Raw genomic sequence first — 26,295 nt, 5'->3', positions numbered from 1 at the left:
ATTATGCCAGGATAAAAAACGCTGTAAGACGTTATGTACCCCTTCATATATCACAAAAGGATTGTCTCGATGTCCAACAATGGCTCGTCACCGCTGGTGCTTTGGTATGACCAACTCGGCATGAATGATGTAGACAGAGTTGGAGGCAAAAATGCCTCCCTGGGTGAAATGATTACTAATCTTTCCGGTATGGGCGTCTCCGTACCGAATGGATTTGCGACCACCGCCGACGCGTTTAATCAGTTCCTCGAACAGAGCGGTTTAAATCAGCGTATTTATGAACTGCTTGATAAAACCGACATCGACGACGTCTCCGAACTGGCGAAAGCCGGAACGCAGATCCGCCAGTGGATTGTGGATACCCCGTTCCCGCCCGCGCTGGAACAGGCGGTACATGAAGCGTACGCCCAACTTTCCGCAGATGATGCAGAGGCCTCATTTGCCGTGCGCTCCTCCGCCACCGCAGAAGATATGCCGGACGCCTCCTTTGCCGGTCAGCAAGAAACCTTCCTTAATGTGCAGGGCTACGACGCCGTGCTGGTGGCGATTAAGCATGTCTTCGCTTCCCTCTTTAACGATCGCGCCATCTCCTATCGCGTGCATCAGGGTTACGACCACCGTGGCGTGGCGCTCTCGGCTGGCGTGCAGCGCATGGTGCGCTCCGATCTCGCCTCCTCGGGCGTGATGTTCTCCATTGATACCGAATCCGGTTTCGACCAGGTGGTGTTTATTACCTCTGCGTTTGGGCTGGGTGAAATGGTGGTGCAGGGCGCGGTCAATCCGGATGAGTTCTACGTGCATAAGCCGACGCTCGCCAACGATCGCCCGGCGATTGTGCGCCGCACCATGGGCTCGAAAAAAATCCGCATGGTCTACGCGCCGAATCAGGAGCATGGCAAGCAGGTGCAGATTGAAGATGTGCCGCAGGTCGAGCGCGATCGCTTCTCCCTGACCGATGAGGAAGTGCAGGCGCTGGCGAAACAGGCGGTGCAGATTGAAAAACATTATGGCCGGCCGATGGATATCGAGTGGGCGAAAGATGGCCACACCGGCAAGCTCTTTATCGTGCAGGCGCGTCCGGAAACCGTGCGCTCGCGCGGCCAGGTGATGGAGCGCTACACCCTGCATGCGCAGGGCAAGATCATCGCCGAGGGGCGCGCCATCGGCCACCGCATAGGCGCGGGCACGGTGAAAGTGATCCACGATATCAGCGAGATGAACCTGATTGAGCCTGGCGACGTGCTGGTCACCGACATGACCGACCCGGACTGGGAGCCGATCATGAAAAAGGCAGCGGCGATTGTCACCAACCGCGGCGGGCGCACCTGCCATGCGGCGATTATTGCCCGTGAGCTGGGTATTCCGGCGGTGGTCGGCTGCGGCGATGCCACCGATCGCATCAAAACCGGCGAAAAAGTGACGGTCTCCTGTGCCGAAGGCGACACCGGCTATGTTTATGCCGAACTGCTCGATTTCAGCGTGAAAAGCTCAAGCGTTGACACCATGCCGGATCTGCCGCTGAAGATCATGATGAATGTCGGCAACCCGGATCGCGCCTTTGACTTCGCCTGTCTGCCAAACGAAGGCGTCGGGCTGGCGCGTCTCGAGTTTATTATCAACCGTATGATCGGCGTGCACCCGCGCGCGCTGCTGGAGTTTGACGACCAGGAGCCGAAGCTGCAAAACGAAATCCGCGAAATGATGAAGGGTTTCGATTCGCCGGTTGAGTTCTATATCGGTCGCCTGACGGAAGGGATCGCGACGCTCGGCGCAGCCTTCTGGCCGAAGCGCGTTATTGTGCGCCTCTCTGATTTCAAATCTAACGAATACGCTAACCTGGTGGGCGGCGAGCGCTACGAGCCGGAAGAGGAGAACCCGATGCTCGGCTTCCGTGGCGCGGGCCGTTATGTGGCAGATAGCTTCCGCGACTGCTTTGCGCTGGAGTGTGAAGCGGTAAAACGCGTGCGCAACGAGATGGGGCTGACCAACGTTGAGATTATGATCCCGTTTGTGCGTACCGTTGACCAGGCGAAAGCGGTGGTGGACGAGCTGGCACGCCAGGGGCTGAAACGCGGAGAGAACGGGCTGAAGATCATTATGATGTGCGAAATTCCGTCGAACGCGCTGCTGGCGGAGCAGTTCCTCGAGCACTTTGACGGCTTCTCCATCGGCTCAAACGACATGACCCAGTTGGCACTCGGCCTCGATCGCGACTCCGGCGTAGTGTCGGAGCTGTTCGACGAGCGTAACGATGCAGTGAAAGCGCTGCTGTCGATGGCCATCCGCGCAGCGAAAAAGCAGGGCAAATATGTCGGCATCTGCGGCCAGGGGCCGTCCGACCATGAGGATTTTGCCGCGTGGTTAATGGATGAGGGCATCGACAGTTTGTCGCTCAATCCGGATACGGTGGTGCAAACCTGGCTTAGTCTCGCCGAACTGAATAAATAACGGCGAAAACAAAATCCCCGGCACAATGTCGGGGATTTTTTTATTTCAGCCGCGAATATGTGGCCGATCACAATAACTAAAAAACGTAAAAAGCCTGGCAATTATTGCAATTGTTCCGATGCTGCCTTCTTCTAATACTTGAGCCTGTAGTGAGCGGTGCGATAAGAAATAACGCACCAGGATGAAATAATTTTTCACCTCACAAGGCTAATAACAATGACAATTTCCTCTGTCCTGCGTACGAAAGACAAAATAGGCTATGGCCTCGGCGATATGGCAAGCGCCCTGGTGTGGCAAACGGCAACGCTATTTCTCGCCTATTTTTATACCGATGTTTTTGGTTTACCCGCCGCCATTATGGGCACTATGTTTTTAGTCGTTCGCGTTATTGATGCGTTTGTCGATCCCTGTATCGGCGCGCTGGTGGATGGCACGCAAACCCGCCATGGCCGTTTTCGCCCGTGGCTGCTCTGGTTTGCCATTCCCTTCGGTGTCAGCTGCGTCATCACCTTTTATGTACCCGAGGCGGGCGCCACGGCGAAAATTATTTACGCCTGCGTCACTTACGCCATTCTCAGCTTTATCTACTCCGCGATTAACGTGCCTTACTGCGCCATGCCCGGCGCGCTGACCATGGATCCGCACGAGCGCCACTCGCTGCAATCCTGGCGCTTTGGCCTGTCGTTTATCGGCGGTCTGATTGTCACCGTTATTGCCCTGCCGCTGGTGGCGCACCTCGGCGATGGTAACGTGCAGAAGGGCTACTTCTACGCCATGAGCATGATGGGCGTATTGGGGATTGTGCTCTTCTTTAGCTGTTTCTTTATGACCCGCGAGCGCTTTACGCCGCGTAATGACACCTCCGGCTCGATGATAGGCGATCTCAAACTGCTGGCGGCAAATAGCCAGTGGCGCATTGTTTTCCTGTTTAATATTTTGCTGTTGACCGCCGTCGTGACCCGCGGTTCAGCCACCATGTATTACGTCAAATATGTGTTACTGCGCCCGGAAATGGTCTTCACCTTTATTGTCTCCGGCATGCTCGCTTCACTCACTGGCGCACTATTATCGGCGCGTCTACTCGGTAAATTCGATCGCGTGCGCGCTTACCAGTGGACGATTATTACTTTCGTTATCTTTGCCGCGCTGATCTTTATCATTCCGCCATCGCAGGTGTGGCTTATTTTCACCCTCAATATTGTCTTCAGCTTTATTCAGAACCTGACCACCCCGCTGCAATGGACGATGTTCTCCGAGGTGGTGGATTATGAAGAGCACCGCAGCGGACGCCGCCTCGACGGGCTGGTCTTCTCCACCGCGCTCTTCGCCATTAAGTTTGGTCTGGCCCTCGGTGGCGCCGTGGTGGGCTGGGTGCTCGGTGCGGTTGACTATATTCCGAACCAGGCCCAGCAGAGTGCGACCGTGCTCACCACCATCAATGCGCTGTTTACCCTGATTCCCTGCCTGTTATTTATCTGCATGGTACTGCTGCTGACCCGTTACAAACTCAACAGCAGCGTCGCCGACAGCATCGCACAAGAACTTCTGCGCAAGCGCGGTGGCAGTAATGAAGCCGCCGACGCGCAAACCACCCCGGATCTCAGCAACACAGGAGTGACCCGATGACCGCAATTTACAAAGACGCAAACCGCCCCGTCGCCGAGCGCGTGGCCGACCTTCTTGCCCGCATGACGCCAGAGGAGAAGTTTGCCCAGATGCATGGGCTGTGGCTGGTGCTCTCAGAACAGGGCGACCACCGCGAGCGGACTGATTTAAGCGATGAGTTTGCCGGTGTAAGCGCGCAGGACGCGCTGGCGGAGCGGCTGAAACTCGGCGTCGGGCAAATCACCCGCCCGCTGGGTACCCATATTGTCGAGGCGAAACAGGGTGTACGCGCCGCCAACCGGCTGCAAAAAACGCTGATGGAGGAGACGCGCCTTGGCATCCCGGCGCTGTTCCATGAAGAGTGCCTGGTGGGGCTGCTGTGTAAAGACGCCACGCTGTTTCCCTCCTCCCTCAACTACGGCTCGACGTGGGATCCGGCGCTGATTAAACGCGCCGCGCAGCACATTGGCGATGAAGCGCGCTCGACCGGCTGTAAACAAGGGCTGGCGCCGGTGCTGGATGTCTCGCGCGATGTACGCTGGGGGCGTACGGAGGAGACCTTTGGCGAAGATCCATGGCTGGTCGGTGTGATGGCCTGCGCCTACGTCGAAGGGTTGCAGGGCGAGCAGGGCGATATGCTGGCGACGCTCAAGCACTATGTCGGCCACTCCTTCAGTGAAGGGGCGCGCAACCACGCGCCGGTGCATCTCGGTTTTTGCGAGCTTAACGACACCTTCCTGCTGCCCTTTGAGATGGCGGTGAAGTGCGCCAATGCCGGATCGGTGATGCCCGCTTATCACGATATCGATAACCAGCCGGGCCACAGCGATCATTTCCTGCTCACCACCGTGCTGCGCGAACAGTGGGGCTTTGAGGGGATTATTGTTGCCGATTATGGCGGCGTCAGCCTGCTGCACCAGCATCACGGCGTCACCCACGATGCCGCCGAATCGGCGGCGCTGGCCTTTAACGCCGGGCTTGATGTCGAGTTGCCAAAAGATGACTGCGCGCGCCATCTGGCGCAGGCGGTGGAACGCGGTCTGATCACTATGGAGAAAGTGGATGAGATCGTCGCGCGGCTGCTGGCGGTGAAGTTCCGCCTCGGCCTGTTTGAGCACCCCTACAGCGACGAACAGAAGATTGTTCTGCAAGCGGAGGAGACGCGGCAGGTGGCGCGCGAGGTGGCGACCCGCTCGTTGACGCTGCTGGAAAATAACGGTGTGCTTCCGCTGAACGGCGCGCCGAAGGTAGCGGTTATCGGCCCGACCGCCGACGATCCGCTGGCTTTGTTGAGCGGTTATAGCTTCCCGGTGCATCTGATTATCAGCGATATGCTGGAGGAGACGTCGCAGGTCACCACACCGCTTGCCGCCCTGCGCCAGACTCTTGGCGAGGCGCAGGTTCGTTACGCCAAAGGTTGTCATATCATTGAAAAACGGATGGCGGGCGCGCCGGTCTTTCCAGGCGATGCCTCAGGAAAACCGATGCAGACGTCGCCGGTATCAAAGGATATAAGCCTGATCCCTGACGCGGTGCGCGCAGCGCAAGAGAGTGAGGTGGTGATTGCCTGCGTGGGCGATCTCGCTGGCCTGTTTCAGAGTGGCACGGTCGGTGAGGGCTCTGACACCGACAGCCTGACGCTGCCCGGCGTCCAGCAGCAGTTGCTGGAGGCGCTGGTAGAAACCGGCAAGCCGATGGTGGTGGTGATGACCGGCGGGCGACCGTACAACCTGCAGGGGCTGGAAACGCGTGTCGCTGCTCTGCTGATGGCATGGGCACCGGGGCAGGAGGGTGGATGGGCGATTGCTGATGTGCTCACCGGGCGTGCGGAGCCGCAGGGCAGGCTGGTGGTGAGCGTGCCGAAAAGCGCGGGCGCCATGCCCTATTACTACAACCATAAACTGAAGAGCGGCGGGACGCCTTTCGCCTTCCACTTTGGCTCTCGCTACCCCTTCGGCTATGGCCAGAGCTGGACGCAGTTTGCCTACGCCGAGCCTGAGCTGGCGACCAGTCAGGTCGATATTGACGGCGAGATCACGCTGCGCGTGAAGATAACAAATGTCGGCGAACGCAGCGGCAGCGACGTGGTGCAGCTCTATGTGCGCGATAAAGTTGCCTCGATGGTGCGGCCGGTGCAGGAGTTAAAAGCGTTTCAGCGCGTGGCATTACGCCCCGGTGAGACGGCGACGCTCACCTTCACGTTACCGGTCGATATGCTCAACTTCACCCGCCGGGACGGAAAGCGCATTGTCGAGCCTGGCGAGTTTGAGTTGCAGATAGGCGCCTCATCGGCGGACATTCGTGGGCGCGCAACCGTAACGGTAACCGGGCAGACAAAAGTGTTGCCGCAGCGATGGCGAATGATGAGTAATTGTGAAGTAAGTCGCTAATTTCAGACGAAACCCGCTATGCAAAGCGGGTTTCTTTTTTATCAGCGGTATCAATAAAAAAAGGATAAAAAAAAGCCCATCGTGGGAGATGGGCAAAGACTACACACAGCAATTCGTTGTTTCACTCAGGGGATTTCCATGCTTATAAATCAAGGTGTTGATTTATAACCGTGCTCTTATAGTAGGCATGCGGAATTTTTGCGTCGATCAGATTCGTCTCATTAGTTAAACGCAGGTAAAGAATATATGCTGCAAAAGAGGCGATATACCGGAGATTATACAGAGTGAGTGCTACAGCAGTGTTAAAATGATAAGCAATGCTTAATGATTATTAAGGCGGGCTACCCCGCCTTAATGGGATCAGGCAGGCTTGTCTAAATCGTCGACTTGCGCCAGCGCGTCGTCTGAGGGCGTCTTCGGTGCCGGGACTTCATTAACCCAGGCGGAGAAGAGACGCCAGGAGACCGCCAGCAGCACCGGGCCGATAAACAGGCCGATCATGCCAAAGGCTACCAGGCCGCCGATAACGCCGGAGAGGATCAGGATCAGCGGAAGATCGGCCCCAAGGCGAATCAGCACCGGCCGGATAAAGTTATCAAGCGTAGCTACCACCGCACTCCACACCAGCAGTACTGTTCCCCACGTCGAATCACCGCTCCAGTAGAGCCAGATAATCGCCGGCACCAGCACCAGCAGCGGACCAATCTGAATCAGGCAGGTCATCAACATCAGCACGGTAAAGAGGGTGGCGTAAGGCACGCCGGAGACAGCCAGCCCGATACCGCCCAGCACCGCCTGCACCAGCGCCGTTACCACCACGCCGAGCGCGACGGCACGGATCGCCTGGCCTGCCAGCAGCACCGCAGCATCACCGCGCTCGGCCGCCAGCCTGAAAGCGAAGTGGCGAATACCCTCTGCCACCTGCTCACCGCGCCAGTAAAGCAGGGCGCTGAATAACAGCATCAGGCCGCAGTGCAGCATCAGGCGACCAATATGCGCGGCCTGGCCGACAAACCATGTTGTTGTGGTCCCGACGTAGGGACGCAGCTTCGCCATAATTGCGCTGCCGCCCATATCGAGCAGGCTGTGCCAGGCGGCGTAGAGCTTGCTGCCCACCAGCGGAATGCTGTTAAGCCATGCCAGATCCGGCGGTGAGGAGACGCCGCTGGTCACGGCGTGGATCACCGTGCCGCTGGAGTCGACAAGACTATTGACCAGCAGGGCGACCGGGATAATAAACAGCAGGATCAGCAGCAGCATCATCGCCAGCACCGCCAGCGAGCGGCGACCGAAGAGTAATCGCTGCAGGCGCAGCAGCAAAGGCCAGGTGGCGATCACCACGGTTCCCGCCCAGGCGAAGCCGAGCACAAACGGCTGCACCACCCACAGGCAGGCAATGATCATCAGGGCTAAAAACAGTACCGACAGCATTAATTGCGGCACATCCCTGGAGTGACGACTATCAACTTTATCCATTATTCACCTTTCCAGTACTGAAGGGGCGGTGCGGCAGGCAAGCACCCATTATTATGCGAAGCGATATGCGCTGGTTTGCACCGCCTGATTCTGCCTGCAATTCTGCTGAGCACCTAAGAAAAAAATGTGATACAACGATGAGGGCTTAAAGCAAACGATTAACTTTTAACAACATTAACTGTCAGGCAGGGTCAAGCATAATGATCCCACAGATTTCCCAGGCACCAGGCGTCGTTCAACTGGTGCTCAATTTTTTGCAAGCACTGGAGCAGCAAGGTTTTACAGGTGATACCGCCACCAGTTATGCCGACCGGCTAACGATGGCGACAGACAACAGTATTTACCAGCTACTTCCCGACGCCGTTCTCTTCCCCCGTTCAACGTCAGACGTTGCCCTGATCACACGCCTCGCCGCCGAAGCGCGTTTTAAGGCGCTGGTCTTTACCCCGCGCGGCGGCGGTACCGGCACCAACGGCCAGGCGCTGAACCAGGGCATCATTGTTGATATGTCCCGCTATATGAACCGCATTATTGAGATTAACCCTGAAGAGGGGTGGGTGCGTGTTGAAGCGGGCGTCATCAAAGATCAGCTTAACCAGTTTCTTAAACCGTACGGATTCTTCTTCGCGCCGGAGCTCTCTACCAGCAACCGCGCGACCCTTGGCGGCATGATCAATACTGATGCCTCCGGCCAGGGTTCACTGGTCTACGGTAAAACCTCCGATCACGTACTCGGGCTGCGCGCGGTGCTGCTGGGCGGCGATATCCTTGATACTCAGGCGATGCCGGTTGCGCTGGCCGAAACCCTCGGCAAGGCCAGCACCGCTATCGGGCGCATCTATAAAACCGTGCTCGAGCGCTGTCGCGATAACCGCCAGCTGATTATCGATAATTTTCCGAAACTCAACCGCTTTCTCACCGGGTACGACTTGCGACACGTCTTTAATGACGAGATGACCGAGTTTGACCTGACGCGCGTGCTGACCGGCTCGGAAGGCACGCTGGCCTTTATTACCGAAGCGCGGCTTGATATTACCCGCCTGCCGAAAGTGCGCCGGCTGGTGAACATCAAATATGACTCCTTCGATTCCGCGCTGCGTAACGCCCCCTTTATGGTCGAGGCGCGCGCCCTGTCAGTGGAGACCGTTGACTCGAAAGTACTCAACCTGGCGCGGGAAGATATCGTCTGGCATTCGGTTAAAGAGCTGATTACCGATGTGCCGGACAAAACCCTGCTCGGCCTCAATATCGTCGAGTTTGCCGGGGATGAGGAAGCGTTGATCGATGCGCAGGTGGCCTCGCTCTGTCAGCGCCTGGATGAGCTGATGGCGAGCGGCGAAGGCGGCGTGATTGGCTGGCAGCGCTGCGATGAGCTGGCGGCGATTGAACGTATCTATGCGATGCGCAAAAAGGCGGTCGGCCTGCTGGGCAATGCCAAAGGGGCGGCCAAGCCAATTCCATTTGCGGAAGATACCTGTGTGCCGCCGGAGCACCTGGCCGATTATATCGTTGAGTTTCGCGCGCTGCTCGACGGGCACGGGCTGAGTTACGGCATGTTTGGTCATGTCGATGCCGGTGTGCTGCACGTGCGCCCGGCGCTGGATATGTGCGATCCGCAGCAGGAAGTGCTGATGAAAACTATCTCTGATGAGGTAGTTGCACTGACGGCGAAATATGGCGGCTTGCTGTGGGGCGAGCACGGTAAAGGTTTCCGCGCCGAGTACAGCCCGGCCTTCTTCGGCGAGGCGCTGTATGGTGAGCTCAGGAAAATCAAAGCGGCGTTTGATCCTGAGAACCGCCTGAATCCGGGGAAAATCTGCCCGCCGGAGGGGCTTGATGCGCCGATGAAGCAGGTCGATGCGGTTAAGCGCGGGACGTTTGATCGGCAGATCCCGACCACCTCGCGCACGGCCTGGCGTGGGGCGATGGAGTGTAACGGTAACGGGCTGTGCTTTAACTTTGATGTCAAAAGCCCGATGTGCCCGTCAATGAAGATCACCGGCAACCGCATTCACTCACCGAAAGGGCGCGCCACGCTGGTGCGAGAATGGCTGCGCCTGCTGGCCGACCGCGGTATCGATCCGCTGAATCTTGAGAGAGAGCTGCCGGAAAAACGCGCCTCGCTGCGCACCCTGATTGAGCGCACCCGCAACAGCTGGCATGCGCGCCGCGGCGAGTATGACTTCTCTCACGAGGTGAAAGAGGCGATGTCCGGCTGCCTGGCCTGCAAAGCTTGTTCGACCCAGTGCCCAATTAAGATTGATGTTCCGGAGTTCCGCTCCCGTTTTCTGCAAATCTATCACGGTCGCTATCTGCGCCCGCTGCGCGATCATCTGGTGGCGACGGTGGAAAACTATGCGCCGCTGATGGCGCGTGCGCCAAAGACCTTTAACTTCTTTATGAGCCAGCCGTGGGTGCGGGATCTTTCGGCGAAGCATATTGGCATGGTCGATTTACCGCTGCTCTCTGTGCCGTCGTTGCAGCGACAGATGGTCGGCCATCACTCTGCCAATATGACGCTGGAGCAGCTCGAAGCGCTGAGCGAAGAGCTGCGCGCGAAAACGGTGCTGGTGGTGCAGGATCCCTTTACCAGCTACTACGATGCGCAGGTGGTGGCGGATTTTGTCCGTCTGGTCGAGCGCTTAGGTTACCGCCCGGTAGTGCTGCCATTTTCACCAAACGGTAAAGCGCAGCACATCAAGGGCTTCCTTACCCGCTTTGCGAAAACGGCGCAGAAGACCGCTGATTTCCTCAACCGCGTTGCGGAGCTGGGGATGCCGATGGTTGGCGTCGATCCGGCGCTGGTGCTCTGTTATCGCGATGAGTACAAGCTGGCGCTGGCGGATAAACGCGGCGATTTCCATGTGCAACTGGTGCATGAGTGGTTGCCCGCTGTGCTGGAAAAGGTTGAGCCACGCGCCGTGAGCGGCGAGCCCTGGTATCTTTTCGGCCACTGTACCGAAGTGACCGCCTTGCCCGGCGCGCCTGCGCAGTGGGCGGCTATCTTCGCACGTTTCGGCGCGCAGCTGGAAAATGTCAGCGTCGGCTGCTGCGGGATGGCCGGCACCTATGGTCATGAAGTGAAGAACCACGCCAATTCACTCGGTATTTATGAGTTGTCGTGGCATCAGGCGATGCAGCGACTTCCGCGCAACCGCTGTCTGGCGACGGGCTATTCGTGCCGCAGCCAGGTGAAGCGCATCGAAGGAAACGGTGTGCGCCATCCGTTACAGGCCCTGCTGGAGATGGTGTGATGATCTGGAAACGCGCGGTTACGCTGGAAGCGCTCAACGCCATGGGCGACGGCAATATGGTCGGCCTGCTGGATATTCATTTTGAGCGCATCAGCGACGATACGCTGGAAGCGTCGATGCCTGTCGATGCGCGCACGCATCAGCCCTTTGGCCTGCTGCACGGCGGCGCCTCGGTGGTGCTGGCTGAAACCCTCGGCTCGGTGGCGGGTTATCTCTGCACGGAAGGGGAGCAAAAGGTGGTCGGTGTGGAGGTCAATGCCAACCACCTGCGCCCGGTGCGCAGCGGTCGGGTGCGCGGCGTCTGTAGCGCCCTGCACACCGGCAGCCGCCATCAGGTGTGGCAGATCGATATCTTCGATGAGCAGGCACGCCTCTGCTGCTCTTCGCGGCTGACCACCGCCGTAGTATGAGTAATTTCGGCGGGTTACCGCCGAAAATCTTCACGATTTATTCACTATTCTTAAGATAATCAGTTAGCACTCCGTGCTATATTACGCGCTACGGGATGTAACGCTTGCGCTCTGATGCAAGCGATTGGGCTGTAACGCGTAATGACTTGATGAAGTTCTTCATTGTCTCTTTAAGCGCTACTGGATACAGGCTTGAAGGATTGATGAATGACAGCATTTAAATTGGCTTTTCTCCACCCGCGTTACTGGCTCACCTGGGCTGGTCTGGGTTTTCTCTGGTTGCTGGTGCAACTCCCTTATCCTTTTCTTTCGCGTCTTGGCGCCGGTCTGGGGCGACAATCACGCCGCTTCCTCAAACGCCGCGAGAAGATCGCAAAACGTAATCTCGAACTCTGTTTTCCTGATATGAGCGACGAGATACGCGAAACGCTTATCGCCAAAAACTTTGTCTCGCTGGGCATGGGCCTGATTGAAACCGGCATGGCCTGGTTCTGGTCCGATAAACGCGTGCGCCGCTGGTTTGACGTTGACGGTTATCAGCACCTGCAGGCCGCGCAGGCAAGCCGCCAGGGGGTTATGGTGGTGGGCGTGCACTTTATGTCGCTGGAGCTTGGTGGCCGCGTGATGGGGCTCTGCCAGCCGATGATGGCGACCTATCGCCCGCATAACAGCCCGGTGATGGAGTGGGTGCAGACCCGTGGACGCATGCGTTCTAATAAATCGATGATCGATCGCCGCAACCTGAAAGGGCTGGTACAGGCGCTGAAGCAGGGCGAAGCCGTCTGGTTTGCACCGGATCAGGATTATGGCCGTAAGGGCAGTAGCTTCGCGCCATTCTTCTCGGTCAAAGATGCGGCGACCACCAACGGTACGTTCGTGCTTTCCCGCCTCTCCGGCGCGAAGATGTTGACCGTAACAATGGTGCGTAAAGAGGACAGCTCTGGCTACTCGCTGCACATCGGACAGGCGCTGGATGATTATCCGGCCCATAACGAATTTGCCGCAGCCAGCTATATGAACCGGGTGATTGAGCGTGAAATCCTGCGCGCGCCGGAACAGTATTTATGGATCCATCGGCGTTTCAAAACGCGCCCGATCGGCGAACCTTCGCTCTACATCTAATCTTTCTTAACGCCCCGTTTCAGGGGCGTTTTGCCGTTTAATTAAAGGGAGTGGTTATGGTCAGGATTATTGCCGCGGGCTGCTTTGCCCTTTTCTCTGCCTGCTCATGGTCAGCCGGCATCACGCTGCTCTGCGATGAGTACAGCGTTGAGGTGGAGCCCAACGGGCTGACGGTAAACGGGCGGCACTTCAGCGATCCGCAAGAGAAGCCGTATGAGATTGGCGATCAGTACACCGGGCGTTCGCTCTTTTACAGTGATAAAGAGGATCAGAACGCAGAAACAAACTGGGTTGCGATCCATATCATTACGCAGCTGGGAAGCGGTAAAAAAGCCTTTTTCTATTCAGATAAAAACCACACCGATGACAAAGCGATCCTCTGTAGCCAGGGGAAGGAAACGCCGTCACCGTAAAGGCGAGCGCAGGGCGTTAACTGCTAAGATTTTCCCATAACTGCAGCTGTGAAAGGGTGAGGGCGTGGGGTAACGCATAGCCTTTAACGGCAGGAAAGAGGCTTTGCCACTCGCTGTCGCGACTCTGCAGAAGGTGCTCTGCGCGATTGTGCAGCCCCAGCATAAAACCGTACGCTTTAATCTCGCGCAAAAAGGGCAGGCTCTCTTGCAGCTCTGCGTGCGCGATGCGCTTATCAAGAACAATCTCGATACGCTCCGCTGCAACATCATGGCTGGTGCAGAGATGATGAAGCGTGGCGAGATAATCGCTATCGTTCAGCCGCTGCGGCGGTAACGTAAAGGAGAAACAGAGCGTCTCTTTCTTTTTCGCCAGCTGGCACAGCGTTGTAAAAATAAATTCGGCCACGCTCGGCGGCTGCCCGCATGTTATCTCTACCGGACGGGGGAGTGCAGGGCGATCGCTGTATTCAAAAAAACGCGCGCTCGTCTGGTAACAAAGAATATTTTTCCCCGACAGATCGGTCACCGGCAGAAATTCTGCCGTCACGAGAAGTTTCTTATCAGCAATATCGACTATTATTGATTTCATTTCCCTGATTAAGCTCCCTACTCAAAAGAACAGGACTTTTCCAATATACAAGAGTGCAATTTTACCTACGCAATCATCACATTTGAAAATTGTTTTAAGTGATCGATCTGTTGCTGTTTGATAGTCTCTATCTATTGCTATTACAAAACCGATCGCTTAAATCTATATAATTGGTTAGCGTTATCGGCGTAATATTTGTATTAACGGCATATTATTATCTGTTGGTTTGTTTTGGGTTTTTGTTATCTTCTTGTTATCGCTGATAAAACATCAAAAATTTATTTCTATACTGTCTGAGAAAACCGCCGCGAAATGGGTCTGCGATCCCTTGGTTTTGTTTTTTATGCCGTAATAAAAGCATTAATTGTTTAAACACCAACTCAGCGCTGCCAATAAACCATCGGTCATGATGAAAATAGCGCGGGCGCGCCGGAAGAAAAAAGACGCACCCGGAAGATAACAACGCCAATTAAGCGTAACGGGTGAGGAAATCAATAATCAGCCGGGTAACAAATTCAGGGTTTTCTCTGTTACTAATATGGGCAGCATTGGGGATGAGGCTAAATTCACAGCCCACTTTTTCCGCCATCAATTGACCCTCCAGCGGCGGGCGCGGTAAATCCAGCTCTCCGGTGGCGATCTGCACCGGGCAGCTGATTTTCTCCAGCATCGCCATACGATCGGGCCGCCCGAAAATGAGTTTGCCAAGCGGAACAATGCTCTCGCGCAGCTGCTCTGCGCTGAGTGCGCCAAGCCGGGCCTTGAGCGCCTGCACATCAGACGGATCGGCATTGTGCGAGTAGAACTGCGAAACAACATACTCCAGCAGCGGCGGGGGAAGAGTGCCTGCAGCGTCAATGGCGTTGAGCATCGCGAAATACTTTTCACGCGCCTCATCCGTTTCACTGCCAACAAAGGTGTCGATCAGCATCAGTGCTTTAACCCGCTCCGGAGCCATTGCGGCGAGTTCAGCGCCCCACATTCCCCCTACCGACAGCCCAACGATCGCAAACTCCTCAATGCCAAGGGCGTCCATAATTTGCAGATGATCGGCGGCGAGATCGGCCATGGTGCTTTTCCCTGCGGGCAGCGCGGGGGATTCACCATGTCCCCACAGGTCAGGCACGATGACGCGAAACTGCTTCGCGAGCGCAGTCATCTGCGGTGACCACATGGTTTTATCAAACAGGTAGCTGTGACCAAGCAGGACGGGTAAACCGCTGCCGCTATCGATATATGACAGGGTAGATGGTGTCTGCATCACTCTTTTCCTTATAGGGGCGCTCGTTGGCGTGAGCGGGGTAAACGTGCGCTCATCATATAAAAGATCGATCGCCTCGGGAGCCTGCAAATTCCTATTCTTCAGCGGGCGGTCATCTTTAAGCCCTTCCTATAATAAAAATAGGCATTTCCTATACATTTTTTGCGCTTTTACCGATTTAACGCGTTACGCTTGCTAAAGCCATTATTTATCAATTTATTAATCATTTTTTTAACGTGCTCTATACCCTTTCAACAGGGTCTATGCTTAACAGATACGCTGTAAAAAGGGCCCGTGGGGGAATAACCCTGCGGTAAGAAGGTTGAAGTGAGAATTATTATCACTAACATAGCGTTATGCCCTTCAGCTCAGATGAAGTGAGGTAACACGATGGAATCATTTAACCCCGAAGATTTTGCATGGCGCGGGCTCACCCTGACGCCGGCTGCCGCGGAGCATATCCGTGCACTAACCGAAAAACAGTCCGGCCTTCTTGGCGTGCGGCTTGGCATTAAACAGACCGGCTGCGCAGGCTTCGGTTATGTGCTCGACACCGTAAGCGAGCCGAACGACGACGACCTGCTGTACGAATCTGATGGCGCTCGCCTCTATGTCCCTTTACAGGCCATGCCGTTTATCGATGGCACCGAAGTGGACTACGTGCGCGAAGGCTTGAACCAGATCTTCAAATTCAATAACCCGAAAGCGCAGCACGAGTGTGGTTGCGGCGAAAGCTTTGGGGTATAGGCGGTACTATGTCTCGTAATACTGAAGCAACTGACGATGTCAAAACCTGGACCGGCAATATCAATTATAAAGAGGGCTTTTTCACCCGGCTGAATACGGATGAGCTGGCGAAAGGCATCAACGAAGAGGTCGTGCGCGCCATTTCGGCTAAACGTAATGAGCCCGAGTGGATGCTGGAGTTTCGCCTGAACGCTTTTCACGCCTGGCTGGAGATGGAAGAGCCGCACTGGTTAAAAGCCCATTACGATAAGCTTAACTACCAGGATTACAGCTACTACTCCGCGCCCTCCTGCGGCAACTGCGACGACGCCTGCGCCTCGCAGCCCGGCGCGGTGCAGCAAACCAACGCCAATACCTGGCTGACAGAAGAGGTCGAAGAGGCCTTTAACCAGCTCGGCGTGCCGGTGCGTGAAGGCAAAGAGGTGGCGGTTGACGCCATTTTTGACTCGGTGTCGGTTGCCACCACCTATCGTGAAAAGCTCTCCGAACAGGGGATTATCTTCTGCTCCTTTGGCGAGGCGATCCACGATCACCCTGAGCTGGTGCAGAAGTACCTCGGCACCGTGGTGCCTTCAAACGATAACTTCTTCGCCGCGCTGAATGCGGCCGTCGCGTCTGATGGCACCTTTATCTACATCCCGAAAGGGGTGCGCTGCCCGATGGAGCTGTCGACCTATTTCCGCATCAACGCGGAGAAGACCGGCCAGTTCGAGCGCACCATTCTGGTGGCGGATGAAGGGAGCTACGTCAGCTATATCGAAGGTTGCTCTGCACCGGTGCGCGACAGCTACCAGCTGCATGCGGCGGTGGTGGAAGTGATCATCCATAAAGATGCGGAAGTGAAATACTCCACGGTGCAAAACTGGTTCCCGGGCGATAACAACACCGGCGGCATCCTCAACTTCGTCACCAAGCGTGCGCTGTGCGAAGGGGAGAACAGCAAAATGTCGTGGACCCAGTCAGAAACCGGATCTGCGATCACCTGGAAGTACCCGAGCTGTATCCTGCGCGGCGACAACTCGATTGGCGAATTCTTCTCAGTGGCGCTCACCAGCGGGCATCAGCAGGCGGATACCGGCACCAAGATGATCCACATCGGTAAGAACACCAAATCGACGATTATTTCGAAAGGGATCTCGGCCGGAAAGAGCCAGAACAGCTACCGCGGGCTGGTGAAAATCATGCCAACGGCAACTAACGCGCGAAACTTCACCCAGTGTGACTCAATGCTGATTGGCCCTGATTGTGGCGCGCACACTTTCCCCTATGTCGAGTGCCGCAACAACAGCGCGCAGCTGGAGCATGAAGCGACCACCTCGCGCATTGGTGAAGATCAGCTCTTTTACTGTCTGCAGCGCGGCATCAGCGAAGATGACGCCATCTCTATGATTGTTAACGGCTTCTGTAAAGATGTCTTCTCCGAGCTGCCGCTGGAATTTGCCGTCGAAGCGCAAAAACTGCTGGCTATCAGCCTTGAACACAGCGTCGGTTAAGAATTAAAGGATAATAAATGTTAAGTATCAAAGATTTGCAGGTTGGTGTTGAAGATAAGTCGATTCTGCGCGGCCTGAACCTTGAGGTGCGTCCGGGCGAAGTGCACGCCATTATGGGCCCGAACGGCTCCGGGAAAAGTACGCTCTCCGCGACCCTTGCCGGACGTGAAGATTATGAAGTAACCGGCGGCAGCGTGCAGTTTAAAGGCAAAGATCTGCTGGAGCTGTCACCGGAAGATCGTGCGGGCGAAGGCGTCTTTATGGCCTTCCAGTATCCGGTGGAGATCCCGGGCGTCAGCAACCAGTTTTTCCTGCAAACGGCGCTCAACGCGGTGCGTAAGTATCGCGGCGAAGAGGCGCTGGATCGCTTCGATTTTCAGGATTTGATGGAAGAGAAGATCAAGCTGCTGAAGATGCCGGAAGATCTGCTGACCCGCTCGGTTAACGTCGGCTTTTCCGGCGGCGAGAAGAAGCGTAACGACATCCTGCAGATGGCAGTGCTGGAGCCGGAGCTGTGCATCCTTGATGAGACCGACTCGGGGCTCGATATCGATGCCCTGAAGATTGTTGCCGAAGGGGTTAACGCGCTGCGTGATGAGAAGCGCGCCTTTATTATCGTTACCCACTATCAGCGCATTCTCGACTATATCAAACCGGACTTTGTGCATGTGCTGTATCAGGGGCGCATCGTGAAATCAGGCGATTTCACGCTGGTTAAGCAACTGGAGGAGCAGGGCTATGGCTGGCTTACCGAACAGCAGTAACGCGCTGCAACAGTGGCACCATCTGTTTGAAACAAAGAGAGGTGCGCACTCCGCAACGGCTGAGCAGCACCTGCAGCAGATGCTGCGTCTCGGCCTGCCGACGCGTAAGCATGAGAACTGGAAATATACGCCGCTTGATGGTCTGTTAAACAGCCAGTTTGTTGCCAGCAACGCCACCCTCGACGCCGCGCAGCGTGATGCGCTGGCGCTGCCGGTTGATGCCCTGCGTCTGGTGTTTGTCGACGGCTTGTTTAGCGCTGAATTAAGCGACGACATCACCGGCTCCGGGTTTGCGGTAACGGTAAGCGAAGCCGCCGAAAACGTGCCTGCGCCGGTGCAGCCAGAGGTCTTTTTACACCTCACCGAAAGCCTTGCGCAGAGCGTCACCCGCATTGACGTCGCGCGCAATCAGCGCCCTGAAAAGCCGCTGCTGCTGATGCACGTTACCCAGGGGCTGGCCGGGGAGGAGATGAACACGGCGCACTATCGCCACCATATCGAACTGGCGCAGGGTGCGGAAGCGACGATCTACGAACACTATGTCAGCCTGAATGGCGCACGCCATTTTACCGGCTCGCGCTTCACCATGCAGGTTGGCGCGAATGCGCGGCTGCATCACGTCAAGCTGGCTTTCGAGAACCCGCTCAGCTACCACTTTGCCCATAACGATATTGTGCTCGACGACGATGGTGCAGCCGACAGCCACAGCTTCCTGCTTGGCGGCACGGTGCTGCGACATAACACCAGTACTCAGCTGAATGGCGAAAACACGCAGCTCAATATCAACAGCCTGGCGATGCCGGTGAAGAGCGAAGTGTGCGACACCCGCACCTGGCTTGAACACAATAAGGGCTACTGCAACAGCCGCCAGCTGCATAAAACCATTGTCAGCGACAAGGGGCGGGCGGTGTTCAACGGTTTGATAAAAGTGGCGCAGCACGCCATTAAGACCGACGGACAGATGACCAACAACAACCTGCTGCTTGGTCGTCTTTCGGAAGTGGATACCAAACCGCAGCTGGAAATTTATGCCGATGACGTGAAATGTAGCCACGGGGCGACCATTGGACGCATCGACGATGAGCAGATGTTTTACCTGCGCTCGCGCGGTATTGATGAGAACGCAGCGCAGCAGATGATCATCCATGCCTTTGCCGCTGAGTTGACCGAAGCCATCAGCGACGAGGCGCTAAAACAGCAGATTCTGGCGCGTATCAGCCAGCGTCTTGCAGGGGGCAAAGCATGAGTTTTCCCGTGAACGAGGTACGTGCCGATTTTCCGGTACTGCAACGTGAAGTAAACGGACTCCCGCTGGCGTATCTCGACAGCGCCGCCAGCGCGCAAAAACCAAATGCGGTTATCGAAGCCGAAGCGGAGTTCTTCCGCCACGGTTATGCCGCGGTGCATCGCGGCATCCATACGCTCAGCGCGGAAGCGACGCAGAAAATGGAAAATGTGCGCGTACAAGCGGCATCCTTCCTCAACGCGCGCTTGCCTGAAGAGATCGTATTCGTACGCGGTACCACTGAGGGGATCAACCTCGTCGCCAATAGCTGGGGCAACAGCCAGGTAAACGCGGGCGATAACATCATCATCAGCGCCATGGAGCACCATGCCAACATCGTGCCGTGGCAGATGCTCTGTGAACGGGTGGGCGCCGAACTGCGCGTCATTCCGCTGAATCAGGATGGCACCCTGCAACTTGAGGCGTTACCCGGCCTGCTGGATGCGCGGACCAAACTGCTGGCGATTACCCATATCTCTAACGTACTCGGCACCGAAAACCCGGTTGCTGAGATCATTGCGCTGGCGCATCAGCACGGCGCGAAGGTGCTGGTGGATGGCGCACAGGCGGTAATGCACCACGCCATTGATGTGCAGGCGCTCGATTGCGACTTCTATGTCTTCTCCGCTCATAAGCTCTACGGGCCGACCGGCATTGGCGTGCTCTACGCCAAAGAGGATATTTTGCAGGCGATGCCGCCGTGGGAAGGGGGCGGGGCGATGATCGCTACCGTCAGCCTCACCGAAGGCACGACCTATGCGAAAGCGCCGTGGCGCTTCGAAGCGGGCACGCCGAATACCGGTAGCATTATGGGCTTTGGCGCGGCGATGGAGTATGTCACGCGCCTCGGTCTGGAAGCGATTGGTGAATATGAGCAGACGCTGATGCGCTACGCCCTCGATGCGCTGCGCGAGGTGCCGGATCTGACGCTCTACGGCCCGGCCGACAGAAAAGGGGTGATTGCCTTTAATCTCGGCAAACATCACGCCTATGACGTGGGCAGCTTCCTGGATAATTACGGTATTGCGGTGCGTACTGGTCACCACTGTGCGATGCCACTGATGGCCTTCTATAATGTCCCGGCAATGTGTCGTGCGTCGTTTGCGATGTACAACACGCATGAAGAGGTGGATCGTCTGGTTACCGGCCTGAAACGTATTCATCAGTTACTGGGCTAACAGGGAGCACACATGGCCGCACTACCCGATAAAGAGAAGCTGGTGCGCAACTTTAACCGTTGCGCCAACTGGGAAGAGAAGTACCTCTACATTATTGAACTGGGCCAGCGCTTACCGGCGCTGAGTGCTGAAGCGCATAACGCAGACAATCTTATCCAGGGCTGTCAGAGCCAGGTGTGGATTGTGATGCAGCGCAATGATGGGGGCGTGATTGAACTGACCGGCGACAGCGATGCCGCCATCGTCAAAGGGCTTATCGCCATTGTCTTCGCCCTCTATCAGCAGATGACCCCGCAGGACATCGTCGCATTCGATGTACGCCCGTGGTTTGAAAAACTCGCCCTGACGCAGCACTTAACCCCCTCCCGCTCGCAGGGGCTGGAAGCAATGATCCGCGCCATCCGTACCAAAGCTGCCAATCTTAGCTAAACTCAAAAGACCCTTCTATCCTGTTTACGCGGGGCGTTTGCCGCCTCGCTGATTCTTCAGCTTTCTGACAGCCTGTCAGTGATTACAGGAAACACAGCATGAAACGCGCGTCTTTACTTTTTCTTTCTCTTTTTGGTGCATTAAGCACACTTCACCTGGCCCATGCGGCGGAATACAGCCTGCCTGCGAATGGCGGTCGCCTGATTGGCCAGAACCAGACCTACACCGTACAAGCCAGCGATAAAAACCTGCAGGCCATCGCCCGCCATTTTGATACGGCGGCAATGCTGATCCTTGAGGCGAATAACACTATCGCGCCGGTGCCTGCGCCGGGTACGACGGTGACGATCCCAACGCAGATGCTGTTGCCGGATACGCCGCGAGAGGGGATTGTCGTCAACCTCGCGGAGCTGCGGCTCTACTTCTACCCGCCGGGTAAAAACAGCGTGCAGGTCTACCCGATTGGCATTGGCCAGCAGGGGCTGGAGACGCCGGTATCGGTAACCCGCATCAGTCAGAAGATCCCTAACCCGACCTGGACGCCGACCGCGGGCATCCGTGCGCGCTCGCTGGAGCGTGGCGTGGAGCTACCGAAAGTGGTGCCCGCCGGGCCAAATAACCCGCTGGGACGCTTTGCCATGCGTCTGGGGATTGGTAATGGCGAATACCTGATTCACGGCACCAATGCACAGGACAGCGTCGGCTTACGCGTTAGCTCCGGCTGTATCCGCATGAACGCGCCCGATATTGAAGCGCTGTTTGCGCAGGTCGCTGCGGGTACGCGGGTAGCCATCATCAATGAACCGGTGAAGTATGCCGTCGAGCCTGATGGTAAGCACTACATTGAAGTGCATCGCCCACTGGCGCAGACCGTTGAACAGGACACGCAGACGCAGCCTATCGTCTTCTCACCGGCGCTTGGCGCGTTGATTGAGCAGTCTGGCGGTGACCATTCGATGATTGAGAAAGCGCTCTCGCGCCGTGCCGGTTACCCGGTGGTGATTGCGGGCGGGAAAGCCGCCTCTGCGCCAACCGCGGTATTGTCGGTAAAGAACAGCATTAAGCCGACAGCCAGCGTTGAAGGGCAGAGCGAAGTGGTGATGCAGTAGGTTAGAGGGATAGAAGGAAGGCAAAAAAAATGGCGCACAATGTGCGCCATTTTCATTACAGGTACTCTTACTTACGGTAAGAGTGAGCCTGGTTGTCCAGACGCTGGTTAGCGCGAGCTGCGTCGTCTTTAGCAGCCTGAACGTCAGAACGCACTGCGTTCACGTCGTTGCTCAGCTGGTCAACTTTAGCGTTCAGAGTCTGAACGTCAGAAGACAGCTGATCGATTTTAGCGTTGCTGGAGCAACCAGCCAGCAGAGTAGAACCCAGGATTACCGCGCCCAGTACCAGTTTAGTACGATTCATTATTAATACCCTCTAGATTGAGTTAATCTCCATGTAGCGTTACAAGTATTACACAAAGTTTTTTATGTTGAGAATATTTTTTTGATGAGAATGCACTTAAATTTGATCGTTCGCTCAAAGAAGCACCGACTTTGATTTAACTTGCTAAAAACGCCTATTAAAACAGCGGATTCTCATCGGATTCATCTTAGATAAAGGGCGATTTAAATAGCAAAATCCGATTGAAACTTTTAATTCCATCCGCAAGCAAAAATATTTAAAAAAAAGCGCCGCAAGGGCGCTTTTTTAATCTGCAAAAAAGTCCGGTAATTATTACAGTACGTGGACAGACGCAGTGTTGGTGGTGCCGCTCGGAACCAGCGCGCCGGAGACCATCACTACCACGTCGCCTTTGCTTGCCAGACCGCTTTCCAGCGCCACTTCTTTACCCAGACGGTAGAAATCATCCGTAGAGGAGATCTCTTTCACCAGTTGGGCAACAACGCCTTTGCTCAGCACCAGCTGACGCGCAGTCACTTCATTGGTGGTCAGCGCCAGGATAGTCGCATCCGGGAAGTATTTACGCACGGCGCGCGCAGATTTACCGCCCTGAGTTGCCACGACGATCAGCGGTGCTTCCAGCTTCTCAGCGGTTTCCACTGCGCCACGGCAGACAGCTTCGGTGATACGCAGTTTGCGGCTGTCGTTGTTGTAGTCCAGACGGCTGGTCATCACGCGGTCAGTACGCTCGCAGATGGTCGCCATGATAGAGACGGACTCCAGCGGGTATTTCCCTTTTGCGGATTCGCCAGAGAGCATTACGGCATCGGTGCCGTCGAGGATGGCGTTCGCCACGTCGCCAGCTTCAGCGCGGGTCGGACGCGGGTTTTTGATCATGGAGTCGAGCATCTGGGTAGCGGTGATCACCACTTTACGTGCGCGAATACATTTTTCGATCATCATCTTCTGCGCGAAGATCACCTCTTCAACCGGGATCTCAACGCCCAGGTCGCCACGGGCAACCATGATGCCGTCCGACGCTTCCAGGATCTCGTCAAAGTTGTTCAGGCCTTCCTGGTTTTCAATTTTGGAGATGATCTGGATGTTTTCGCCGCCGTGCGCTTTCAGGTGCTCACGGATTTCAACCACGTCAGAACGCTTACGGATAAAGGAAGCAGCAACGAAATCGACGCCTTGCTCGCAGCCGAAGATCAGATCCTGCTTATCTTTTTCCGCCAGCGCCGGCAGGGCGATGGAGACGCCCGGCAGGTTGACGCCTTTGTTTTCGCCGAGATCGCCGTTGTTCAGCACTTTACAAACAACTTTATTCCCTTCGATGGCGGTCACTTCCATACCGATCAGACCATCGTCGACCAGCACGGTATCGCCGACGCTCAGGTCGTTGGTGAAGCCTTCATAGGTCACGGCAACGGTGTCGCTATTGCCGACAACGGATTTGTCGGTGGTGAAGGTGAAAGTCTGACCCGCTTTCAGCGAAACGTCGTTACCGCCTTCCAGTTTGATGGTGCGGATTTCCGGACCTTTGGTGTCCAGCAGGATGGCCGCTTTCTTACCGGTTTTGCTCATCACGTTGCGCAGGTTCTGGATGCGCTGGCCGTGCTCAGCATAGTCACCGTGAGAGAAGTTCAGACGCATGACGTTCATGCCCGCGTCCAGCATTTTGGTCAACATCTCTTCGGATTCGGTTTTCGGCCCGATGGTGCATACAATTTTGGTCTTTTTCATGACAGTTTCTGGTCTTTAAGTTTGGGTTGAGAAGGAATGGGAATTCACGCTCCGGTATGCGCACGGCGCCGGAGTCAAACCTGTGTTGCGAAAAGAGCGATGCCACTGACTAAGGATAGGTGACATCAAAAAAGCGTGCAGAGGAATGTGTGCCTGAGGTTCAGCCAGTCTGGGAAAACATTGATGTGAGTTATCTGCTTTACAGTTCAATCAGCTGAATCCATTCAAATTAGGATTGCGGCATTATAGCGTCCACAGTGACAGAAAGGAATTAAAAACGCTGTTTCAAAATGCGAATTGATGACCAGCATCGTTTCGTTATGCAACCGTTATCACATAATTGCGCAACCGTTGCACCACCGTGTGCACTTCTTCTGCTGTACAACCCGACGCCACCAGTTGCATCAGAATGACCGCATCTTGCGGCAACATTATTGTACAGCTGCGCAAGTGCTTATTTTTCGAACCACTCTTTTGCTTAAAAAAATTAGCAATAAGAAAGTTCCATATATCTCAATTGACTCACGTCTGAGCACAGGGGAATAAATAAATGCAAAGCAAACTGCTTGCACTCTAATTAATTACCAGGATAGCTAATTTTTTAATCGCATCGACCATTAAGCGAGGCGGATATATCGTTCACTTCGTCAGCATAATTGCAGAAATATATTTTATATTTCCGAATCACTATCACGTTTTTGCACCAAATTTAGATTAAGGAAAATCCTAAAACGCTTGCATTTAAGCGTGGCTAACTTTTTGTTTTAGTTACTTTCTTCTAACGCAGCGCGAAAGTGCCAAAAATCTAAGTTGTTGATATATATGAATCTTAACTTTTTGAGATAATTTGCAATAAAGCACGGCGTAACTACTCTTAAGCGACTCTTAATGAGAGGCAAAAATTTATAAAAAATTTTGTTCCGGAGAATTACACCTGGAGGTCGGCTGGTGCCTGCTAATTATTTTACCGCCAGCCCTATTTAATGCGTTGACTCTTGATGAAGGTTAGGCGATGACGACTTCCACAGTTGTTGGTCATGGATATGCTTTTATTTCACCGCCGGAAATTCCGACCCAACAGGGGCCGATGGGTATCCTGTATGATTTTAATGACGGCGCCCGTTTATTGTTGCCAGCCGGCAACTGGCGGGTAGAAATAAGCGATGACGAAACGGGAAATATCCTCTTTGCTGACGATGTCGGGCAGGGGTGGGTCATCAGCACCAAAAAATATTATGTGCCGTTTCGTCTGCGGGTCTGGGACGGGGTGCAGTCGGAGCCCGTGCTGGATCATGCGCTGGATATGCGTGGCAAAAGGGTGCTGATCTCTTTTCCCAGCGGCACGCTCGGCGACCTGGTCGGCTGGGTGCCGTACGCCGAACGCTTTCGGCAAACCTACCAGTGCCACGTTGACTGCACGCTGGCGCAGCCGATTGTCGATCTCTTCTCGCCGGTCTATCCGCAGCTCAATTTTTTCACCCCGGAAAGCTGGCAGGCCGGGCCTGGCGTGAGCGCGCCGCCCTATGCCAGCTGGCGCGTCGGGCTCTTTTTTAATGGCGATCTCGACAAGCAACCCTTTGATTTTCGCTCTGTCGGCCTGCACCGCACCGCCGGGCATATTCTCGGCGTCGACCCGAGCGAAATTATCCCGGATCTGCGCCAGCACACCCCGCGCCGCATCGCCGAACCCTATGTTTGCATTGCCACCCAGTCCACCAGCCAGGCCAAATTCTGGAACAACGGCACCGGCTGGCATGAGGTCATCGACTATCTACAAGCGCAGGGCTACCGCGTACTTTGCATCGACAAAGAGCGTGTGGTCGGCCGCGGTTATGTCTGGAACAAAATCCCCCACGGCGCGGAAGACTTCACTGGCAATCTGCCGCTGGCTGAACGCGTGGCGCTGCTGGAGCACGCCGACTTTTTTATCGGCCTCGGCAGCGGCCTCTCCTGGCTTGCCTGGGGCTGCCATATCCCGGTGGTGCTGATCAGCGGTTTCAGCCTGCCAAACAGCGAGTTTTATACCCCCTGGCGCGTCATCAACACCCATGTCTGCAACGGCTGCTGGGATGACGTGCGGCTCAATTTTGATCATCAGGACTATTTCTGGTGTCCGCGCCACAAAGGCACGGACAGGCAGTACGAATGCACACGATTTATCACTGGCAAGCAGGTCATCGGCCATTTACGCCGGCTGATTGCCCTGCGAAGCAATCCCTTTGGCATCAAAACAACAGCATTGGCAGACCCCGATCAACACGCCGCATAGCGGATGAGAGACGGGTTTCGAGGA

At 55.6% G+C, this 26,295-nt stretch carries 21 protein-coding genes and 1 other RNA gene; 15 read left to right on the top strand and 7 right to left on the bottom strand.

Annotated elements, in window-relative coordinates; translation table 11 throughout:
- Nucleotides 1–69: 69 nt before the first annotated feature.
- The 3 genes from ppsA (at nt 70) to SOM48_RS14320 (ending at nt 6,443) form a co-directional block, all read left to right on the top strand.
- On the top strand, nt 70–2,448 hold the full coding sequence (ppsA, locus tag SOM48_RS14330) for a phosphoenolpyruvate synthase (RefSeq protein ID WP_315082315.1): 2,379 nt from the start codon (nt 70–72) through the stop codon (nt 2,446–2,448).
- Nucleotides 2,449–2,664: 216 nt separating this feature from the next.
- Nucleotides 2,665–4,074, top strand: coding sequence for an MFS transporter (locus tag SOM48_RS14325; protein ID WP_320512197.1), 1,410 nt, complete (start codon nt 2,665–2,667; stop codon nt 4,072–4,074).
- A complete protein-coding gene (locus tag SOM48_RS14320; RefSeq protein ID WP_320512196.1) occupies nt 4,071–6,443 on the top strand; it encodes a glycoside hydrolase family 3 N-terminal domain-containing protein in 2,373 nt (790 codons plus the stop codon). Before SOM48_RS14325 ends, SOM48_RS14320 begins: the two co-directional genes overlap by 4 nt.
- 64 nt (nt 6,444–6,507) lie before the next feature.
- Here SOM48_RS14320 and rprA read toward each other — a convergent pair.
- Nucleotides 6,508–6,615, bottom strand: an RNA gene (rprA, locus tag SOM48_RS14315) — antisense sRNA RprA.
- A gap of 188 nt (nt 6,616–6,803) precedes the next feature.
- Entirely contained in the window at nt 6,804–7,919 is a 1,116-nt protein-coding gene (gene ydiK, locus SOM48_RS14310; protein ID WP_042718165.1) for an AI-2E family transporter YdiK, read from the bottom strand.
- Between the two features lie 200 nt (nt 7,920–8,119).
- Between ydiK and ydiJ the strand changes: the two genes are divergently transcribed.
- From ydiJ to SOM48_RS14290, 4 genes are all read left to right on the top strand, one after another.
- The gene (gene ydiJ / locus SOM48_RS14305) at nt 8,120–11,173 is read left to right on the top strand and encodes a D-2-hydroxyglutarate dehydrogenase YdiJ (RefSeq protein ID WP_320512195.1); all 3,054 of its coding nucleotides are present in this window, start codon (nt 8,120–8,122) and stop codon (nt 11,171–11,173) included.
- A complete protein-coding gene (gene menI / locus SOM48_RS14300) occupies nt 11,173–11,583 on the top strand; it encodes a 1,4-dihydroxy-2-naphthoyl-CoA hydrolase (protein ID WP_042715208.1) in 411 nt (136 codons plus the stop codon). The genes ydiJ and menI overlap by 1 nt, the downstream gene beginning before the upstream one ends.
- Before the next feature lie 207 nt (nt 11,584–11,790).
- Entirely contained in the window at nt 11,791–12,705 is a 915-nt protein-coding gene (gene lpxP / locus SOM48_RS14295; protein ID WP_076769760.1) for a kdo(2)-lipid IV(A) palmitoleoyltransferase, read from the top strand.
- 56 nt (nt 12,706–12,761) lie between these two features.
- Nucleotides 12,762–13,118, top strand: coding sequence for a hypothetical protein (locus SOM48_RS14290; protein ID WP_225975728.1), 357 nt, complete (start codon nt 12,762–12,764; stop codon nt 13,116–13,118).
- Nucleotides 13,119–13,134: 16 nt separating this feature from the next.
- On the opposite strand, the gene SOM48_RS14285 is transcribed toward SOM48_RS14290, so the two are convergent.
- Nucleotides 13,135–13,707 (bottom strand): EAL domain-containing protein, encoded by a 573-nt coding sequence (locus tag SOM48_RS14285; RefSeq protein WP_076769761.1) that lies wholly within the window; start codon nt 13,705–13,707, stop codon nt 13,135–13,137.
- Nucleotides 13,708–14,176: 469 nt separating this feature from the next.
- Complete coding sequence (locus SOM48_RS14280; RefSeq protein WP_315083050.1) at nt 14,177–14,968, bottom strand: alpha/beta fold hydrolase; 792 nt, start codon at nt 14,966–14,968, stop codon at nt 14,177–14,179.
- Between the two features lie 390 nt (nt 14,969–15,358).
- Between SOM48_RS14280 and sufA the strand changes: the two genes are divergently transcribed.
- The 7 genes from sufA (at nt 15,359) to ldtE (ending at nt 21,973) form a co-directional block, all read left to right on the top strand.
- Entirely contained in the window at nt 15,359–15,715 is a 357-nt protein-coding gene (gene sufA / locus SOM48_RS14275; protein WP_054802867.1) for a Fe-S cluster assembly scaffold SufA, read from the top strand.
- A gap of 8 nt (nt 15,716–15,723) precedes the next feature.
- Nucleotides 15,724–17,208: a Fe-S cluster assembly protein SufB gene (gene sufB, locus SOM48_RS14270; RefSeq protein ID WP_288877851.1), complete on the top strand. Its 1,485-nt coding sequence runs from the start codon at nt 15,724–15,726 to the stop codon at nt 17,206–17,208.
- A gap of 17 nt (nt 17,209–17,225) precedes the next feature.
- Nucleotides 17,226–17,972, top strand: a complete 747-nt coding sequence (gene sufC, locus SOM48_RS14265) for a Fe-S cluster assembly ATPase SufC (protein ID WP_054802865.1) — start codon at nt 17,226–17,228, stop codon at nt 17,970–17,972.
- On the top strand, nt 17,947–19,218 hold the full coding sequence (sufD, locus tag SOM48_RS14260) for a Fe-S cluster assembly protein SufD (RefSeq protein ID WP_320512194.1): 1,272 nt from the start codon (nt 17,947–17,949) through the stop codon (nt 19,216–19,218). Before sufC ends, sufD begins: the two co-directional genes overlap by 26 nt.
- Complete coding sequence (gene sufS, locus SOM48_RS14255; protein WP_315082654.1) at nt 19,215–20,435, top strand: cysteine desulfurase SufS; 1,221 nt, start codon at nt 19,215–19,217, stop codon at nt 20,433–20,435. Before sufD ends, sufS begins: the two co-directional genes overlap by 4 nt.
- A gap of 12 nt (nt 20,436–20,447) precedes the next feature.
- Complete coding sequence (sufE, locus tag SOM48_RS14250; RefSeq protein ID WP_320512193.1) at nt 20,448–20,864, top strand: cysteine desulfuration protein SufE; 417 nt, start codon at nt 20,448–20,450, stop codon at nt 20,862–20,864.
- Nucleotides 20,865–20,962: 98 nt separating this feature from the next.
- Nucleotides 20,963–21,973 carry a L,D-transpeptidase LdtE gene (gene ldtE, locus SOM48_RS14245; protein WP_312477656.1) on the top strand — a complete coding sequence of 337 codons (1,011 nt, stop codon included), beginning with the start codon at nt 20,963–20,965 and terminating at the stop codon, nt 21,971–21,973.
- Nucleotides 21,974–22,040: 67 nt separating this feature from the next.
- Here the strand turns inward: ldtE and SOM48_RS14240 are convergent, their stop codons facing one another.
- The 3 genes from SOM48_RS14240 to ynhH all read right to left on the bottom strand — a co-directional run bounded on the left by SOM48_RS14240 (nt 22,041) and on the right by ynhH (nt 24,212).
- On the bottom strand, nt 22,041–22,277 hold the full coding sequence (locus SOM48_RS14240) for a major outer membrane lipoprotein (RefSeq protein WP_006118977.1): 237 nt from the start codon (nt 22,275–22,277) through the stop codon (nt 22,041–22,043).
- Nucleotides 22,278–22,589: 312 nt separating this feature from the next.
- Nucleotides 22,590–24,002: a pyruvate kinase PykF gene (gene pykF / locus SOM48_RS14235; protein ID WP_054802861.1), complete on the bottom strand. Its 1,413-nt coding sequence runs from the start codon at nt 24,000–24,002 to the stop codon at nt 22,590–22,592.
- 15 nt (nt 24,003–24,017) lie between these two features.
- Nucleotides 24,018–24,212 (bottom strand): protein YnhH, encoded by a 195-nt coding sequence (gene ynhH / locus SOM48_RS22765; protein ID WP_419979104.1) that lies wholly within the window; start codon nt 24,210–24,212, stop codon nt 24,018–24,020.
- 802 nt (nt 24,213–25,014) lie between these two features.
- Between ynhH and SOM48_RS14230 the strand changes: the two genes are divergently transcribed.
- The gene (locus SOM48_RS14230) at nt 25,015–26,271 is read left to right on the top strand and encodes an autotransporter strand-loop-strand O-heptosyltransferase (protein ID WP_128483058.1); all 1,257 of its coding nucleotides are present in this window, start codon (nt 25,015–25,017) and stop codon (nt 26,269–26,271) included.
- Nucleotides 26,272–26,295: the final 24 nt, after the last annotated feature.

The organism is Kosakonia sp. CFBP8986, assembly GCF_034044935.1.
GTDB classification, from domain to species: Bacteria; Pseudomonadota; Gammaproteobacteria; order Enterobacterales; family Enterobacteriaceae; genus Kosakonia; species Kosakonia cowanii.
The sequence above is the reverse complement of the archived record's forward strand: the minus strand, read 5'-3'. Positions and strand labels throughout refer to the sequence as shown.

What these genes read in the sequence shown, in the direction of transcription:
- menI (WP_042715208.1), top strand. Translation starts at nt 11,173, where the DNA reads ATGATCTGGAAACGCGCGGTTACGCTGGAAGCGCTCAACGCCATGGGC.
- sufA (WP_054802867.1), top strand. Translation starts at nt 15,359, where the DNA reads ATGGAATCATTTAACCCCGAAGATTTTGCATGGCGCGGGCTCACCCTG.
- sufD (WP_320512194.1), top strand. Translation starts at nt 17,947, where the DNA reads ATGGCTGGCTTACCGAACAGCAGTAACGCGCTGCAACAGTGGCACCAT.
- SOM48_RS14325 (WP_320512197.1), top strand. Translation starts at nt 2,665, where the DNA reads ATGACAATTTCCTCTGTCCTGCGTACGAAAGACAAAATAGGCTATGGC.
- SOM48_RS14285 (WP_076769761.1), bottom strand. Translation starts at nt 13,707, where the DNA reads ATGAAATCAATAATAGTCGATATTGCTGATAAGAAACTTCTCGTGACG.
- SOM48_RS14280 (WP_315083050.1), bottom strand. Translation starts at nt 14,968, where the DNA reads ATGCAGACACCATCTACCCTGTCATATATCGATAGCGGCAGCGGTTTA.
- ldtE (WP_312477656.1), top strand. Translation starts at nt 20,963, where the DNA reads ATGAAACGCGCGTCTTTACTTTTTCTTTCTCTTTTTGGTGCATTAAGC.
- ydiK (WP_042718165.1), bottom strand. Translation starts at nt 7,919, where the DNA reads ATGGATAAAGTTGATAGTCGTCACTCCAGGGATGTGCCGCAATTAATG.
- sufS (WP_315082654.1), top strand. Translation starts at nt 19,215, where the DNA reads ATGAGTTTTCCCGTGAACGAGGTACGTGCCGATTTTCCGGTACTGCAA.
- sufB (WP_288877851.1), top strand. Translation starts at nt 15,724, where the DNA reads ATGTCTCGTAATACTGAAGCAACTGACGATGTCAAAACCTGGACCGGC.
- sufC (WP_054802865.1), top strand. Translation starts at nt 17,226, where the DNA reads ATGTTAAGTATCAAAGATTTGCAGGTTGGTGTTGAAGATAAGTCGATT.
- SOM48_RS14290 (WP_225975728.1), top strand. Translation starts at nt 12,762, where the DNA reads ATGGTCAGGATTATTGCCGCGGGCTGCTTTGCCCTTTTCTCTGCCTGC.
- lpxP (WP_076769760.1), top strand. Translation starts at nt 11,791, where the DNA reads ATGACAGCATTTAAATTGGCTTTTCTCCACCCGCGTTACTGGCTCACC.
- ydiJ (WP_320512195.1), top strand. Translation starts at nt 8,120, where the DNA reads ATGATCCCACAGATTTCCCAGGCACCAGGCGTCGTTCAACTGGTGCTC.
- ppsA (WP_315082315.1), top strand. Translation starts at nt 70, where the DNA reads ATGTCCAACAATGGCTCGTCACCGCTGGTGCTTTGGTATGACCAACTC.
- pykF (WP_054802861.1), bottom strand. Translation starts at nt 24,002, where the DNA reads ATGAAAAAGACCAAAATTGTATGCACCATCGGGCCGAAAACCGAATCC.
- SOM48_RS14240 (WP_006118977.1), bottom strand. Translation starts at nt 22,277, where the DNA reads ATGAATCGTACTAAACTGGTACTGGGCGCGGTAATCCTGGGTTCTACT.
- SOM48_RS14230 (WP_128483058.1), top strand. Translation starts at nt 25,015, where the DNA reads ATGACGACTTCCACAGTTGTTGGTCATGGATATGCTTTTATTTCACCG.
- sufE (WP_320512193.1), top strand. Translation starts at nt 20,448, where the DNA reads ATGGCCGCACTACCCGATAAAGAGAAGCTGGTGCGCAACTTTAACCGT.
- SOM48_RS14320 (WP_320512196.1), top strand. Translation starts at nt 4,071, where the DNA reads ATGACCGCAATTTACAAAGACGCAAACCGCCCCGTCGCCGAGCGCGTG.